The organism is Sphingomonas parva (ex Maeng et al. 2020) (assembly GCF_004564275.1).
In the GTDB taxonomy this organism is placed as follows: domain Bacteria; phylum Pseudomonadota; class Alphaproteobacteria; order Sphingomonadales; family Sphingomonadaceae; genus Allosphingosinicella; species Allosphingosinicella parva.
On sequence record NZ_SPDV01000022.1, the window covers coordinates 27,220 to 42,285 of the forward strand.

Genomic DNA, 15,066 nt, shown 5'->3' on the forward strand with positions numbered 1-15,066 from the left:
CGCCGTTCAGACGGCCTTCGCCTTTTCCAGCTTCGGCTTCTTGGCCAGCATCGTCTTCAGGTTCAGCTTCTCGAGCAAAGATCCGGCGGTCGCGGCCGGCTTGCCGGCGCCGTCCTCGCCGGTCTCGCCCGGGTTTTCGACCGTCGCGACGGTGGCGGTGAGGAGCTGGCCGAGCGGCTGGTTGAGCTTCGAGCTGGTCGCGATCTTGGCGAACGGCTGGCCGAGCTTCGCAGCCTGGGCGGCGACCTTGGCGTCGAACGGGATGACGACGTCGACCTTGCGCTCGATCGACTGCTCGAAGTCCTTGCGGCTGATCTCCTGCGCGCCCGAGGGCACGCGATTGGCGACCACGATCACCCGGGCCTGGGGCGCATTGGCCTTGAGCCAGCTGAGGATGCGGATCGCGTCGCGGGTCGCAGCGAGGGTGAACTCGACGACGACGATCGCGGCATGGACCTCGTGGACGAGGTGGCCGTGCTGGACCAGCATCGAGCGGGGCAGATCGAGGATCGTCGCCTCGAACGCGTTCCGTATCTCCTCCTGGAGCTGGTAATAGGCCGATCCGTCGTTGAGCAATGGCTGGTTGAGCGGCGCCTCGGCGGACAGAACGCAGAGCTTCTCGTTGGCGCGGACCATCGCGCGCTCGATGAACAGGCCGTCGATGCGGCTCGGATTCTCGATTGCGTCGGTGAGGCCGCGGCCCGGCTCGAGGTCGAGCGACAGGGCGCCGGTGCCGAAATGAACGTCGAGATCGAGCAGCGCCGTCGAGCGGCCGCCCTTGTCGCCCATCATCCAGGCGATCGAGGTCGCGACGGTCGAGGCGCCGACGCCGCCGCGGACGCCGATCACGGCCGCCATGACGTGCGGCTTGTCGGCGTTCGCCTCGCTCGCGCGCGGGCCCGAGATGATCATCTGGGCATTGGCGAAGGCGTCGCGCAGGTGATCGGCGGTGAACGGCTTCAGCAGATAGTCCTGGATGCCCGAGGCGATCAGATCGCGGTACAGGCGCACGTCGTTGACCTGGCCGGCGGCGATCACCACCGTGCCGGGCTCGCAGACCTCGGCGAGCGCGTTGATGTCGTTCAGCGGATCGCCGGATTCGGAGAGATCGACGAACAGGATCGTCGGGCTGGCCGAGACCGATAGGGTCTGGATGGCGTTGCGGAGGCCGCCGCGATTGACCTTCTCCGGCGCCCAGCCGTGTTCGACCGCGATCGGCCGGAGCAGCTCGGCGGTGGAATCGTCGCAGACGAAGGCGGCGAAGGGATCACGAAGCGCCGCGGCGCGGCTGCCATGGAAAGGCGCGTTCATCAGTTGCCACCCTTGCTGGATTCGCTCTTCAGCGCACCGGTTCCGCTCGGAGCCTTGTCGCGATAGACCTTGATCGCCTTGGCGGTCGCGGTGGCGTCGCCGGTGCCGCTGCCGCTCTGGCCGAGGACGAGGTCCGCAGGATCCGCGATCATCGCCGCGAGATTCGAGTTGATCGCACAGCCGTAGTTGGACCCCGTGGCGCTGGTCGCCGTCGGGCTCCAGTTCGGGCAGCCCGGCACGTGGGCGGTGCTGCGCGAGACGACGACGCGCGACGAGCCAGGTCGGACCGAGCCGGCGGTGACCGGCGCGCCCTCGCTGAGCAGCAGGCCGAACTCCGCGGTGACGCGGGCGATGTCGGCGCGGCTGCGGGTCGGGTTCGGCTCGTCGACGAAGACGCGGTCGCCATAGCCGAGACCGACCGTCTTGAACCATTCGCGCAGGCGCTCCTTCTCGGACGCCGCCAGGCCGGCGTCACCGCCGGAAACGTCGAAGACGAAGTCGCTGCGCTCGACGACCGGCTGGTTCACCGAATCGAGGAGGCGATTGGGAACGGCCTCCACTCGCTGGCCGCCGCCGTTGCAGGCCGAGACGGCGGCTCCGAACGCGATCACCGCGACGAGGGACTTGCTGCGAACCATGGATCTGCTGTCCTTTCGATCAGTCGCGTACATCAGAAGCTGAAGCCCGGCGCCGCGGCCGGCTCGGAGCGCGCGGTGCGGCTCGGGGCGGGACGGCTGGTCGCGGGAGCCGGCGCCGGCGTTGGCGCCGAAGCGATGCCCGGGCCGGCGGTGCCGCCCTCGACGACCTGCGGGGCAGGGCGCCGCGCGCCGCTGACGCCCGTCTCGGCCGTTCCGAGCAGCACGCGCTCGGCGGTGTTGGGAAGGGTCGAGCCGTCGGTCGGAAGCGCGATCTGGCCCGCGTTGACCGGGCGGACGAGATAGGGCGTGACGACGATGACCAGCTCGGTCTCGTTGCGGCGGAAGTTGTTCGAGCGGAACAGCGCCCCGAGGATCGGCACGCTGCCGAGCCCCGGCGCCTTGTCGATCGAGTTGGTCGAATTGTTGCGCAGCAAACCGCCGATCATGAAGCTCTGGCCGGAGCCGAGCTCGACCGTCGTCTCGACCCGCCGGGTGGTGAGGCCCGGGATGGTGAAGCCGCCGATCTGGACCGAGCCCTCGGGGCTCAGCTCGGAGACTTCCGGACGGACGCGCATCGAGATGCGGCCGCCTTCGAGCACGAACGGGGTAAAGGCGAGGCTGACGCCATATTGCTTGAACTCGACCGAGGTGCCGTTGATGCCCGAGGCCATCGGGATCGGGAACTCGCCGCCGGCGAGGAAGCTCGCCGTCTCGCCCGACAAAGCGGTGAGGTTCGGCTCGGCCAGGATGCGGACGCGGTTGTCGTTCTCCTGCAGATTGGCGCTCGAGAGAACATCGAGGCCGAACAGCCGACCGGCGGCGCCGAGCGTCGTTCCGGGCCCTTGCTGCATCAGATATTTGGTCGCACCGGGACCCGCTCCGGTGACCGGATCGATCGTGGTGCCGACGTTGGTCGAGATCGTGCCCGGATTGCCGCGCATCAGGCCGAACAGGAAGCCGCCGGTCGTGTCGCGAGTCGCGAGATTGACGCCGATGTTGCGGATCAGCGAGCGGCTGACCTCGGCGATGCGGACCTGGAGCATGACCTGAAGCGGAGTCGCGGTCTTGAGCCGGCTGATCACCTGCGTGCCCTGGCCGACATAGGCCTGGACGAGGCGGCTCGCCTCCTCGACGTCGGCCGGCGCGGCGACCGTGCCGGTGAGCAGGACCATGCCGTTGATCGGGCGCGCCTGGATCTGCGCGTCCGGCATCGCGGCCTGCAGCAGATCGTCGATCGAGCCGATGTTGGTGCCGACGCGAACGTTGGCGGACCAGATCGTCCGTCCGGCGCGGTCGGTGGCGTAGACCGAGGTCTCGCCGGCCGACTTGCCGAAGATGTAGATCTGGTTGGCCGAGCGCACCTGGACGTCCGCGATGGCGTCGTTGGCGACGAACAGGTCGGTCATCGTCCCGCTGAGGCGGACCATCCGACCGGTGCCGACCGAGAGGGCAACGTCGGTGGCCGGGCGAACCGTGCCGGCCGGCGGCGGAACCTGGGCCCGGGCGGGCGCAGAGGCGCCGATCGCGGCCAGAGCGGCGGCGAGCGCGGTGAGGGCGCCCTGGGTGAGGAAGCGCTTGGTCATCTTACTTGGCTCCGACCGGAACGAGGGTGACGCTGTTGCCGCGGGCGACACGGACGACCGGGCCGGTCGGCCTGGCGGGCGCAGCGCCGGCGCCGCCCGCGGGCTGTCCGCCGCGGTCCGCGAGAGCGACCAGGGCGTCGGCCACGCGGTCGCGCGGGTCGCGATCCGCCTTGTCGGGCTGATCGCCCTTCTTCGCCGGCACCGAGCTGCGCTGGAAGCGCGACACGTCGGCGCCCACGGTGAAGGTGGGATTGCTGTCGATCGGCCGATTGGAGATGGCGAGCAGCATCTGCTTCTCGGCCTTCGGATCGGCATTCTCGGGGATGGTGACGTCGCCGGCGGCGATCGCGCGCTCCAGCTCGGCCGAATTGTCGGCGATCGAGCGCAGCGACAGCGAGAGGCTGCCGATCGTCTGCATGACCGCGACCTTCTCGGCGATCTTCGGCGTGACCTCGAGCGTGACCAGCGAGATGTCCTGGACGACGGGCTTGCCGTCCTCGCCCTTGGGCGCGCTCATCTTGCGGTCGGTGGCGAGGACGCGGATGTTGCGGACAACGGTCTCCGAGACCTTGAGCGGCGGACCGTCGCCGTCGATCTCCTGGGTCAGCACGATGTCGACCCGGTCACCCGGGAAAACGAAGCCGGCGACGCTGCTCGTCGCCGAGACGGCGACCGTGACGGCGCGCATGCCGGCGCCGAGCGCGGCGGCGAGGAAACCGCGCTCGCCGGGCTTGATCAGCGAGCCGGTGGTGATCGGCTGGCCGGCGGAGATCTCGTTGCGGACCACGGTGCCGATCAGATCGGCCGGGTTTGCGCCGGCGCCGCCCTTGATGAAATAGGCCGGCTGGACGAGGCCCTTCGGCCAGAGCTGGAAGCGCAGCGCCTCGGCGTCGATGATCGTGCCGACCGGCAGCGGCCGGGTGGCGACCAGCACTTCCGGGCCGACGGGCACGGCCGGAGTCGCGGCGGCCTGGGGCGCGCTCGCTCCGCTGAACATGTTGCGGGCCGTGACGGCCGTCACCGCGGCGACGACCAGGGCGCCGACCAGCAGCATGAGCTTCTTAACATCCATGACGGCACTCGCCTCCTGCCCGCTTCTTTCGAAAAGCAGGCTCGATCATCAGACAAATTGGTTAAGGAAGCGTTCGCCGATTATCCAAAGGCCGGCGAACGTGATTGCAATTCCATAAGGAATTTCAGGATTTCCCGCCGCACGGGCGATCCGGTGCGGGATCAGCAGCGCGAGGGTGAGCACGCCGCCGGCGATCGACATGATCACCAGCAGCTGGAGAATGGCGGGGGCGGGGAGCCAGAGCGCCACGGCGCCGGCCATCTTGACGTCGCCGCCGCCCATCCAGTCGAAATAGAAGAGAATGAAGAAGGCGCCGAAGACCAAGGCGGCGACGCCCAGCTGCAGCGCCACGCCCGGCCACAGGCCGAGGCCGCTCGTCCACCAATACGGAATGGCGAGCAGGGCGATCATCGCGTTCAGGCGGTTGGGAATGATCCGGCTGCGCCAATCGCCGATCGCCGCCGCGACGAGCGCCGCGGCCAGCAGTCCGATCAGGAACCAGGAAAATTCTTGCCACATGGTCAACGGCTACTAGACGGGCTTGCTTACAAAACCGTAACTGCCCCCGGAATGGACAGCCTCGCGATCGATCGCCGCGCTCTTCCCGCGGACGCCCGGCTGAGCCGCTGGCAGGCCCCGGACGGCTGGAGCTACCGCCGGATCGACTGGTCGCTTCCCGACGCGGCGAGAGGCAGCCTGCTCTTCGCCGGCGGCCGCGGCGACTTCATCGAGAAATATGTCGAGCCGCTCGGGCATTGGCGCGCCCAGGGCTGGCGGGTGACCTCGTTCGACTGGCGCAGCCAGGGCGGCTCGCGCGGCGACATCGCCGGCGGGCATCTCGACAGCCTCGACGTGCTGGTCGACGATCTCGCCGCGCTGATCGAGGACTGGCGCCGCGAGGCGCCCGGGCCGCACGTCGTCATCGCCCACTCGATGGGCGGACACGTGCTGGCACGGGTGCTGGCCGAGCGCCGCCCGGCGCTCGACGCCGCGGTGCTGGTCGCGCCGATGCTGATGGTCAACAGCGCGCCCTTTCCCGCCTGGGCAGCGGCCTGGATCGCCGCCGGCATGACCGCGATCGGCTTCGGCAAAGTGCCGTTGCTGCGCGGAGTCTCGCCGCTGCCGCCGACCGGATCGCCGCGCCAGGCGATCCTGACCGGCTGCCCCGAGCGCTATTCGGACGAGCTCTACTGGTGGCAGAAGGAGCCCGGCTACAATCTCGGCGGCCCGAGCTGGGGCTGGGTGCGCGCCGCCTTCCGCTCCTCGGCGGCGCTCACCCGCGATCGGCTCGCCGGGATCGAGGTGGCGGTGCTGCTCGTCGCCACGGCGCGCGACCGGCTGGTCAGCCCGACGGCCATCCGCAAGGCGGCGGCGACCATCCCCGGCGCCGAGCTGCTGATGTTCCCCGACGCAGGGCATGAGATCCTCCGCGAGGCGGATCCGGTCCGGCTCGAGGCGCTCGCCGCGATCGACGACTTCCTGGCGCGGAAGGCGGGGGCGTGAGCCGGCGCGCGGACGTGGCGATCGTCGGCGCCGGCATCGCCGGCGCGAGCCTTGCCGCCGAGATCGCCGGCGAGGTCTCGGTGCTGCTGCTCGAGGCGGAGGAGCAGCCGGGCTATCATTCCACCGGACGCTCGGCCGCCTTCTGGTCGGAGACCTATGGCGGCCCGGCCGTCCAGCCGCTGACCACCGCCTCCGGGCCGTGGCTCGAGGAGCGTGGCTTCCTCGGACCGCGGGGCGGGCTGCACATCGCGGCCGGCGACTCCGCGCCGCTCGACGCGCTGGCGCGGGAGCTCGGCGGCGCCGTGGAGCTCGAGCGGCTCGGGCGGAGCGCTCTCGAAGCAAGGGTTCCCGGGCTGCGCCCGGCGTGGCGCGACGGACTGTACGAGCCGACCTGCGCCGACATCGACGTCGCCGCGCTCCACGCTTGCTACCTGAAGCAGGCCCGGGGAGAGGGGGCTCAGCTCGTCACCGGCGCGCGAGTCGAGCGGGCGACGCGGGAGGACGGCGCCTGGGTGATCGAAACTCGTGCCGGGACCTTTATCGCCGACATTCTGGTCGACGCGGCCGGCGCCTGGGCGGACGAGGTGGCGGGGCGCGCCGGCCTCGCGCCGATCGGCATCCAGCCCTACCGCCGCACCGTCGCCCAGCTGCGCGTCGACCCGCCCGCGCCGGCCGACCTGCCGCTGGTGATCGACGCTCTCGGGCGTTTCTACTTCAAGCCGGAGGCGGGCGGCCGGATCTGGCTGAGCCCGCACGACGAGACGGCGATGGCGGCGTGCGACTGCGCGCCGGACGAGCTCGACGTCGCAATCGCGATCGAGCGGCTGGAGAGCGTGGTCGACTGGACGATCGAGCGGGTCGAGCACAAATGGGCCGGCCTCAGGACCTTCGCCCCCGACCGGGTGCCGGTCTACGGTTTCGCACCGCGCCGCCGCGACTTCTTCTGGTTCGCCGGGCAGGGCGGCTTCGGCATTCAGACCGCCCCGGCGGCGGCCAAGCTCGCCGCCGCGCTGCTGCTCGACCGCGATCCCGATCCGATGATCGCCGGCATCGACCCCGAGCTTTATTCGCCTGAGCGATTCGTCAGCGGCGGCTGAAGGGGAGACGCTGCCGCTGCAGCTAGCGCTTCACGAACTGCACCGCGGCGTCGCAGGCGAGCCGGTCGGCGCGCTCGTTCTCGGGGTGGCCGGCATGGCCCTTCACCCAGCGCCAGTCGATCCGGTGCGGCTCGGCTGCGTCGAGCAACTCCTGCCAGAGCTCGGCATTCTTGACCGGCTTGCGATCGGCAGTCTTCCAGCCGTTGCGGCGCCAGCCGTGAATCCACTTGGTGATGCCGTCCTTGAGATAGACGCTGTCGGTGTGAAGGACGATGTCGCAGGGCCGCTTCAGCGCCTGGAGAGCACGGATCGCCGCCATCATTTCCATGCGGTTGTTGGTGGTGACCGGCTCCCCGCCCGAAAGCTCCTTCTCGTGCGGGCCGGAGCGGATGATCGCGCCCCAGCCGCCCGGACCCGGATTGCCCTTGCACGCGCCGTCCGTGAAGATCTCGACACTCGTCATTCCGGATCCCGAAGCTCAGGCGGCGGCTTCGAGGCCGCGGGGCAGCTTGAACACCATCCGCTCGACGACGCCGGCAGCCTCTTCCTCGCTGACCTCGAAATGGGCCGAGAGGAAATCAACCACCTCGCGGACCAGGGTCTCCGGCGCCGAGGCGCCGGCGGTGAGGCCGAGGGTGCGGACGCCGTCGAGCCAGGCGAGATCGATCTCGTCGGCGCGGGCGATCAGCCGGGCGCGCACGCCCTCGCGCTCGGCGACCTCGACGAGGCGCAAGGAGTTCGAGCTCTTGGTCGATCCGATCACCAGCACCGCATCGCAGGTGCGGGCGATGTCCTTGACCGCGGCCTGGCGGTTCGAGGTCGCGTAGCAGATGTCCTCGCCGCGCGGCCCCTTGATCTCGGGGAAGCGGCGTTCGAGGATCGAGACGATCTCGGCCGTGTCGTCGACCGAGAGGGTGGTCTGGGTGAGGAAGGCGAGGTTGCCGGGATCGGCCGGCGTGATCCGGGTCGCGTCCTCGGCCGTCTCGATCAGGGTCATCTGCCCTTCCGGGACCTGGCCGAAGGTGCCGATCACCTCCGGATGGCCGGCATGGCCGATGAAGAGGATGTGGCGGCCGCCCTCGACCAGCCGTTCGGCCTGGCGATGGACCTTGGAGACGAGGGGGCAGGTGGCGTCGAGGAAATCGAGGCCGCGCTCGGCCGCCATGGCCGGCACCGCCTTGGGCACGCCATGGGCGGAGAAGACCACCGGCACGCCGTCCGGCACCTGATCGAGCTCGCGCACGAACACCGCGCCCTTCGCCTTCAGCGTATCGACGACAAATTTGTTGTGGACGATCTCGTGGCGGACATAGACCGGTGCGCCGTAGCGCTCGAGCGCGAGCTCGACGATCCGGATCGCGCGGTCGACGCCGGCGCAGAAGCCGCGCGGCGCCGCGATCAGAAGATGAAGGGGTGGTTTCGTCGCCATGGTCGAGCCTCTATTCGGGGCAAGCCGCCGCGTCCACTGGCACGTGACCCGGCCCGGCCGCGGCCGGTTCCTTGCTTGCTTCGGCGAAACCCGCTTCCTATGATCCGCCGGCCCGCCCCCGGGGAAATGAGGATCCATAGCCTGTGTTCAAGTGCAAAGCGGCGGTTGCCGCCCTCCTTCCGCTGGCCATCGTCGGCTGCTCGTCCGACGGCCAGCTGACCGCCACCGGAATCACCGTCACCCGCTCGGCCTGCCCCGCGGTCGGCATTCCGGCGTCGACGGGGGACATCACCCTGTTCAACCCGGAGAACAGCCGCGACGCCAGCGCGATCGACGTCGTCGCGCACATCACCAACGTCCGTTCGACCTGCGACGAAAGCGGCGAGAACATCGTCAGCACGGTGAATTTCGAGATCCGCGGCCAGCGCCGCGACGCCTCCGGGGCCCGTGAGGTCGTGCTGCCCTATTTCGCCGTCGTCGTGCAGGGCGGCACCAACGTCGTCTCGAAGAGCGTCAGCCGCGTCGGCCTGCGTTTCGAGGACGGCCAGCTGCGCGCCACCGCGACCGGCACCGCCACCGGTTCGGTGCTGCGCTCCGCAGCGACCTTGCCCGAGGACATCCGCCGCCAGGTGACCCGCGAGCGCAAGCCCGGAGATCCCGACGCGGCAGTCGATCCGCTGGCCGATCCGACGGTGCGCGAAGCGGTCCGCCGCGCCAGCTTCGAGGTGCTGGTCGGCTTCCAGCTGACCGAGGCGCAGCTCGCCTACAACGCGACGCGATGAGCCGTTGACTTGCACCGGGCGAGCCTTCAAGGCAGCCCGGTCGCCGGCGGAGACGCCGGTGCACGTGCGGGAGAGCGCGGCAGGTCGTGAGGCCGGTCGCCGCCGAAGGAGCAACCGCCCCGGAATCTCTCAGGCAAACGGGACCGCACGGGCACAGACACTCTGGAAAGCGTCCGGCGGCCATCGGCGTCGGCGGACCACCGAAGGGGTAACCCGCCTTGGCCTCGGCGACGGCGGGGAAAGCTCTCAGGTCCAGTGACAGAGGGGGACGTATCGCGACCAGGGACGGCCGAGCCGCGCCCGAAGCCGCAGCGCCCTGGAGACTGGACATGAGCGACGCCACCGGAAGCCTTCTGCCCCTCGACGCCTGGCATCGCGCCCGCGGCGCCCGCATGGTCCCGTTCGCCGGCTATGCCATGCCGATCCAATATGAGGGGATCATCGCCGAGCATCGCTGGACGCGCGAATCCGCCGGCCTGTTCGACGTCAGCCACATGGGGCAGATCATCCTGCGCGGCGCCGAGGCCGAGGCCGGGCTCGAGACGCTGCTCCCGGCCGATCTCTCGATCCTCAAGGACGGCCGGCTGCGCTATTCGCTGCTGCTCACCGACGACGCCGGGATCATCGACGATCTGATGGTCACCCGTCGCGGCGACCATTTCTACATGGTCGTGAACGGCGCGACCAAGGAAGGCGATATCGCCCACCTCCAGGAGCGGCTCCCGCGCACCGTGACGCTCGATTACATGAAGGAGCAGGCGCTGCTCGCGCTGCAGGGACCGAAGGCCGCCGCGACGCTCGCGCGCCTCGCCTCCGGGGTCGATGCGCTCGGCTTCATGACCGGCGGCGCGTTCGAGATCGGCGGAGTGACGGCGTGGATCAGCCGTTCGGGCTATACCGGCGAGGACGGCTTCGAGATTTCCGTCCCGGCGGACCGCGTCGTGGAGATCGCCGACCTCATCGCCGACCAGCCGGAGGTGAAGCCGATCGGCCTCGGCGCGCGCGACTCGCTGCGCCTCGAGGCCGGCCTGCCGCTCTACGGCCACGATCTGGACACCGGCACCACCCCGGTCGAGGCCGACCTCGGCTTCGCCATCTCCAAGCGTCGCCGCAGCGAGGGCGGGTTCGCCGGCTGGCACCGGATCGCCGCCGAGCTCGAGAACGGCCCGATCCGCCGCCGCGTCGGGCTGACGGTCGAGGGCCGGCAGCCGGTGCGCGAGGGCGCGATGGTCGTCGACGACGAGGGCAACGAGGTCGGCAAGGTGACCAGCGGCGGCTTCTCGCCGATGCTCGAGGCGCCGATCGCCATGGCCTATGTGCCGGCGGCCTCGGCCGAGCCGGGCAGCGCGATCCGTCTTGCCCAGCGCGGCAAGATCTTCGAGGCGAAAGTGGCGCCGATGCCGTTCGTCCCCCACAAATACCACCGCAAGGGAGCCGGCCAATGACCGTGCATTACACTGAAGAGCATGAGTGGATTCAGATCGAGGGCGACACCGCCACCGTCGGGATCACCGATTTCGCCCAGGGTCAGCTCGGCGACATCGTCTTCGTGGAGCTTCCCGACGCCGGTCGCCAGGTGACCAAGGGCGGCGAGGCGGCGGTGGTCGAATCGGTGAAGGCCGCGTCCGACGTCTACGCGCCGGTGACCGGCGAGGTGACCGAGGCGAACCAGGCGCTGTCCGACGACCCTTCGCTGGTCAACAGCGATCCGGAAGGCGCCGGCTGGTTCTTTCGGCTGAGGCTTTCGAATCCTTCGGAACTCAACGGCTTGATGGACGCTGAGGCGTACAAAGCCTTTTGCGAGAACCAGTGACCATTAACGCGTCCTCCCGCTGGTCCCCGACCGATTACGCCACCAACGCCGCCTTCGTGCCGGCGTTGGGCTCGGCGGCCCTGGAGCTGCTCGCGCCCCAGCCGGGCGAGATGATCCTGGACCTGGGCTGCGGCGACGGCGTCCTCACCCAGAAGATCATGGCCGGCGGCACGCGGGTGATCGGCCTCGATGCGTCGGAAGCGATGGTCGAGGCGGCGCGGGCGCGCGGCGTCGACGCCTTTGTCGCCGATGCCCATGCCCTGGACCTCGACGGCCAGGCGACGCGCTTCGGCCAGTTCGACGCGGCGTTCTCCAACGCCGCGCTGCACTGGATGCTCGATCCCGATGCGGTCGCGGGCGGGGTGTTCTCGGTGCTGAAGCCGGGAGGCCGGTTCGTCGGCGAGATGGGCGGGGAGGGCAATATCTCTGCGCTCCGCGCCGGCATTCGCGACGAGCTCAATGCCCGCGGCTATCCGATTCCGGGCGAGGATCCGCAATGGTATCCCTCGGTCGAGGAGTTCGTGCGGCTCTACGCCTGTGCCGGCTTCGAGCAGATCCAGGCCCATCTGATCGCCCGGCCGACGCCGCTTCCCACCGGCGTCGCCGGCTGGGTGCGGACCTTCCGCAGCGGCTGGCTGGACGTGGCCGAGGTGCCGGAGGAGGCGCGGGACGAGGTCGCGGCGGCGATCGAGGAGCGGCTCCGGCCGGCCCTCCAGCAGCCGGACGGCAGCTGGGTCGCCGACTATGTCCGCTTGCGCTTCTCGATGCGCAAGCCGGTCTGACGCTTTTCCCCTCCCGGCACGGGAGGGATGGTCGGGTCGCGGTCCGGGGGGGCTGCTTCGCGACCTCTCGAACACTCCCCTCACCAGGCGCTCCCGCGAGGGAGAGGCTGTTGCAGACGAAAGCGGATCCGAATGCGCTATTTGCCTTTAGCTGAAGCCGACCGGCGCGAGATGCTGCGCACGATCGGCGCCTCCTCGGTCGAGGAGCTGTTCGTCGACGTGCCCGAGGCGGCCCGGCTCGCCGCGAAGATCGACGGCCTGCCCGACCACGCGACCGAGCTCTCGGTCGACCGGCAGCTCTCCGCGATGGCGCGCAGGAACCTCGTCGCCGGCGAGGTGCCCTTCTTCCTCGGCTGCGGCGCCTACAAGCACCACATCCCGTCCAGCGTCGACCATATCATCCAGCGCGGCGAGTTCCTGACCAGCTACACGCCCTACCAGCCCGAGATCGCCCAGGGCACGCTGCAGGCGCTGTTCGAGTTCCAGACCCAGGTCGCGCGGCTCTACGGCTGCGACGTCGCCAACGCCTCGATGTACGACGGCTCGACCGCCTGCTGGGAAGCGATCGGCATGGCGCGGCGGATCACCCGCCGCACCAAGGCGCTGCTCTCGGGCGGGCTCCACCCGCATTACGTCTCGGTGGCGAAGACGATGGCGCGCTTCACCGGCGACGTGCTCGACACCGCCTTGCCGGAGCTCGGGGCCGAGCCCGACATTGCGCGGCTGCTGGACGCGATCGACGCGGAGACGAGCTGCGTGGTCGTCCAATATCCCGACATCCTCGGCCGCATCGCCGATCTCTCGGAGCTCGCCGAGCGTGCCCATGCCGCCGGTGCGCTGCTGATCGCCGTGGTGACCGAGCCGGTCGCGCTCGGCCTGATCCGCGCGCCGGGCGAGATGGGCGCCGACATCGTCGTCGGCGAAGGGCAGTCGATCGGCGTCGGCCTGAACTTCGGCGGCCCATATGTCGGCCTGTTCGCGACCCGCGACAAATATGTTCGCCAGATGCCCGGCCGCCTGGCCGGAGAGACCGTCGATGCCGAGGGCAAGCGCGGCTTAGTCCTCACCCTCTCGACCCGCGAGCAGCACATCCGGCGCGAGAAGGCGACGTCGAACATCTGCACCAACAGCGGCCTGTGCGCGCTCGCCTTCTCGGTGCACATGACCCTGCTGGGCGAGACCGGCCTTCGGCGCCTCGCCGAGCTCAACCACGCCAAGGCGGTCCGCGCCGCCGAGCGGCTCGCCAGGGTGCCCGGCGTCGAGCTGGTGAGCGGGAGCTTCTTCAACGAATTCACCCTGCGCCTGTCGAAGGAGGCACGGCCGGTGGTCCGCACGCTCGCCGAGCGCGGCATCCTCGGCGGCGTCTCGCTCGGTCGGCTCTATCCGGGCGCCGACGCGCTCGCCAATGGCCTCGTCGTGGCCGTCACCGAAACCAGCACCGATGAAGATGTCGAGGCGCTGAGCGGCGCCCTCGAGGAGATCCTGGCATGAGCATGAACCGCGAAGGACGCCCGACCCGCCCCGAGGCCGCCGCCGGCGAAGCGACCGCGACCTGGACCGGCAACCGGGCGCTGATGCTCGAGGAGCCGCTGATCTTCGAGATGGGCGAGGAGAGCGGCACCGGCGTCGACATCGAGGACGCGCCGAGAGTGGCGAGCCGCCTCGGCGGGCTCGAGCGCAATCGGCCGATCGGCATCCCCGGCCTCTCCGAGCCGCAGACGGTGCGCCACTATACCCGCCTCAGCCGGCAGAATTACGCGATCGACCTCGGCATCTTCCCGCTCGGCTCGTGCACGATGAAGCACAATCCGCGGCTCAACGAGAAGATGGCGCGGCTTCCCGGCTTCGCCGACATCCATCCGCTCCAGCCGGTCGACACCGTCCAGGGCGCACTGGAGCTGATCGCGGAGCTCGGCGGCTGGCTGGTCAAGCTGACCGGCATGCATTCGGTGGCGATGAGCCCGAAGGCGGGCGCGCACGGCGAGCTTTGCGGCCTGCTCGCGATCCGCGCCGCGCTCGAGGCGCGGGGCGACGCGCGCGAGGTGATCCTGGTGCCGGAGAGCGCGCACGGCACCAATCCCGCGACTGCGGCCTTCGTCGGCTACCGGGTGGAGAGCATTCCGGCCGACGATCGCGGCCGGGTCGACCTCCAGGTGCTGAAGGCGCGCCTCGGCCCCGACGTCGCGGCGGTGATGATCACCAATCCGAACACCTGCGGCCTGTTCGAGCCGGACATGATCGCGATCTCGGACGCCGTGCATGCGGCCGGCGGGCTGGTCTATTGCGACGGCGCGAACTTCAACGCGATCGTCGGCCGGGTTCGGCCGGGCGACCTCGGCATCGACGCGATGCACATCAACCTGCACAAGACCTTCTCCACCCCGCACGGCGGCGGCGGGCCGGGCTCGGGGCCGGTGGTGTTCTCCGAGGCGCTGACGCCGTTCGCGCCCTTGCCCTTCGTCGAAAAGCAGGGCGAGCATTTCGTGCTGGTGGAGGAAGAGACCGCCGGCGAGCATCATGCATCGAGCTTCGGCCGGATGACCGCCTTTCACGGCCAGATGGGGATGTTCACCCGGGCCCTGTCCTACATCCTCAGCCACGGCGCCGACGGCCTGCGCCAGGTCTCGGGCGATGCCGTGCTCAACGCGAACTACATCCTGCGCAGCCTGGAGGACGTGCTCGACGCGCCGTTCGGCGCCAGCGGGCCGTGCATGCACGAGGCGCTGTTCAGCGACAAAGGCTTCGCCGAGGGGCTGAGCACGCTCGATCTCGCCAAGGCGCTGATCGACGAGGGCTTCCACCCGATGACCATGTACTTCCCGCTGGTCGTGCACGGCGCGATGCTGGTCGAGCCCACCGAGACCGAGAGCAAGGCCGCGCTCGACCAGCTGATCGGGGCCCTGCGCTCGGTGGCGGAGCGGGCGAAGGCCGGCGACGAAAGCCTGAAGGCTGCGCCGATCCACGCGCCGCGCCGCCGGCTCGACGAGACCCAGGCCGCGCGCAAGCCGGTCCTGGTCTGGAAGGAACCGGCGCAGGCGGCGGCGGCGGAATAGGCG

General features: G+C 70.0%; 15 protein-coding genes and 2 riboswitches. Of the genes, 8 read left to right on the forward strand and 7 right to left on the reverse strand.

Features of this window, described 5'->3' with window-relative positions; all coding sequences use genetic code 11:
* Window positions 1-6 precede the first annotated feature (6 nt).
* From E2493_RS12805 to E2493_RS12825, 5 genes are read right to left on the reverse strand one after another with little or no spacing between them, the layout of a single operon-like run.
* Complete coding sequence (locus tag E2493_RS12805; protein ID WP_135087376.1) at window positions 7-1,311, reverse strand: pilus assembly protein CpaE; 1,305 nt, start codon at window positions 1,309-1,311, stop codon at window positions 7-9.
* Window positions 1,311-1,949, reverse strand: coding sequence for a CpaD family pilus assembly protein (locus E2493_RS12810; protein WP_135087378.1), 639 nt, complete (start codon window positions 1,947-1,949; stop codon window positions 1,311-1,313). Before E2493_RS12810 ends, E2493_RS12805 begins: the two co-directional genes overlap by 1 nt.
* A 32-nt stretch (window positions 1,950-1,981) precedes the next feature.
* Window positions 1,982-3,532 (reverse strand): type II and III secretion system protein family protein, encoded by a 1,551-nt coding sequence (locus E2493_RS12815; RefSeq protein ID WP_135087380.1) that lies wholly within the window; start codon window positions 3,530-3,532, stop codon window positions 1,982-1,984.
* 1 nt (window position 3,533) lies between these two features.
* A complete protein-coding gene (gene cpaB / locus E2493_RS12820) occupies window positions 3,534-4,604 on the reverse strand; it encodes a Flp pilus assembly protein CpaB (protein ID WP_135087382.1) in 1,071 nt (356 codons plus the stop codon).
* Window positions 4,605-4,652: 48 nt separating this feature from the next.
* Complete coding sequence (locus tag E2493_RS12825; RefSeq protein ID WP_135087447.1) at window positions 4,653-5,123, reverse strand: A24 family peptidase; 471 nt, start codon at window positions 5,121-5,123, stop codon at window positions 4,653-4,655.
* A gap of 51 nt (window positions 5,124-5,174) precedes the next feature.
* Between E2493_RS12825 and E2493_RS12830 the strand changes: the two genes are divergently transcribed.
* Window positions 5,175-6,107: an alpha/beta hydrolase gene (locus E2493_RS12830; RefSeq protein ID WP_135087384.1), complete on the forward strand. Its 933-nt coding sequence runs from the start codon at window positions 5,175-5,177 to the stop codon at window positions 6,105-6,107.
* The gene (locus E2493_RS12835; RefSeq protein ID WP_135087386.1) at window positions 6,104-7,204 is read left to right on the forward strand and encodes an NAD(P)/FAD-dependent oxidoreductase; all 1,101 of its coding nucleotides are present in this window, start codon (window positions 6,104-6,106) and stop codon (window positions 7,202-7,204) included. The genes E2493_RS12830 and E2493_RS12835 overlap by 4 nt, the downstream gene beginning before the upstream one ends.
* 22 nt (window positions 7,205-7,226) lie before the next feature.
* On the opposite strand, the gene rnhA is transcribed toward E2493_RS12835, so the two are convergent.
* Together rnhA and ispH are read right to left on the reverse strand one after the other, a co-directional pair.
* Window positions 7,227-7,667, reverse strand: a complete 441-nt coding sequence (gene rnhA, locus E2493_RS12840; protein ID WP_135087388.1) for a ribonuclease HI — start codon at window positions 7,665-7,667, stop codon at window positions 7,227-7,229.
* A 15-nt stretch (window positions 7,668-7,682) separates the two neighbouring features.
* Window positions 7,683-8,633 (reverse strand): 4-hydroxy-3-methylbut-2-enyl diphosphate reductase, encoded by a 951-nt coding sequence (gene ispH, locus E2493_RS12845; protein WP_135087390.1) that lies wholly within the window; start codon window positions 8,631-8,633, stop codon window positions 7,683-7,685.
* Between the two features lie 143 nt (window positions 8,634-8,776).
* Here ispH and E2493_RS12850 point away from each other — a divergent pair, with 143 nt between their 5' ends.
* The 6 genes from E2493_RS12850 to gcvPB all read left to right on the forward strand — a co-directional run bounded on the left by E2493_RS12850 (window position 8,777) and on the right by gcvPB (window position 15,063).
* On the forward strand, window positions 8,777-9,415 hold the full coding sequence (locus E2493_RS12850) for a hypothetical protein (protein ID WP_135087392.1): 639 nt from the start codon (window positions 8,777-8,779) through the stop codon (window positions 9,413-9,415).
* Window positions 9,416-9,472: 57 nt separating this feature from the next.
* Window positions 9,473-9,571, forward strand: a riboswitch (glycine riboswitch).
* Window positions 9,572-9,687: riboswitch (glycine riboswitch) on the forward strand.
* Between the two features lie 57 nt (window positions 9,688-9,744).
* Window positions 9,745-10,860, forward strand: a complete 1,116-nt coding sequence (gene gcvT / locus E2493_RS12855; RefSeq protein ID WP_135087394.1) for a glycine cleavage system aminomethyltransferase GcvT — start codon at window positions 9,745-9,747, stop codon at window positions 10,858-10,860.
* Window positions 10,857-11,228, forward strand: coding sequence for a glycine cleavage system protein GcvH (gcvH, locus tag E2493_RS12860; RefSeq protein WP_135087396.1), 372 nt, complete (start codon window positions 10,857-10,859; stop codon window positions 11,226-11,228). Before gcvT ends, gcvH begins: the two co-directional genes overlap by 4 nt.
* Window positions 11,225-12,010: a class I SAM-dependent methyltransferase gene (locus E2493_RS12865; RefSeq protein ID WP_135087398.1), complete on the forward strand. Its 786-nt coding sequence runs from the start codon at window positions 11,225-11,227 to the stop codon at window positions 12,008-12,010. Before gcvH ends, E2493_RS12865 begins: the two co-directional genes overlap by 4 nt.
* 132 nt (window positions 12,011-12,142) lie before the next feature.
* Window positions 12,143-13,501: an aminomethyl-transferring glycine dehydrogenase subunit GcvPA gene (gene gcvPA / locus E2493_RS12870; protein WP_135087400.1), complete on the forward strand. Its 1,359-nt coding sequence runs from the start codon at window positions 12,143-12,145 to the stop codon at window positions 13,499-13,501.
* A complete protein-coding gene (gene gcvPB / locus E2493_RS12875) occupies window positions 13,498-15,063 on the forward strand; it encodes an aminomethyl-transferring glycine dehydrogenase subunit GcvPB (RefSeq protein WP_135087402.1) in 1,566 nt (521 codons plus the stop codon). Before gcvPA ends, gcvPB begins: the two co-directional genes overlap by 4 nt.
* Window positions 15,064-15,066: the final 3 nt, after the last annotated feature.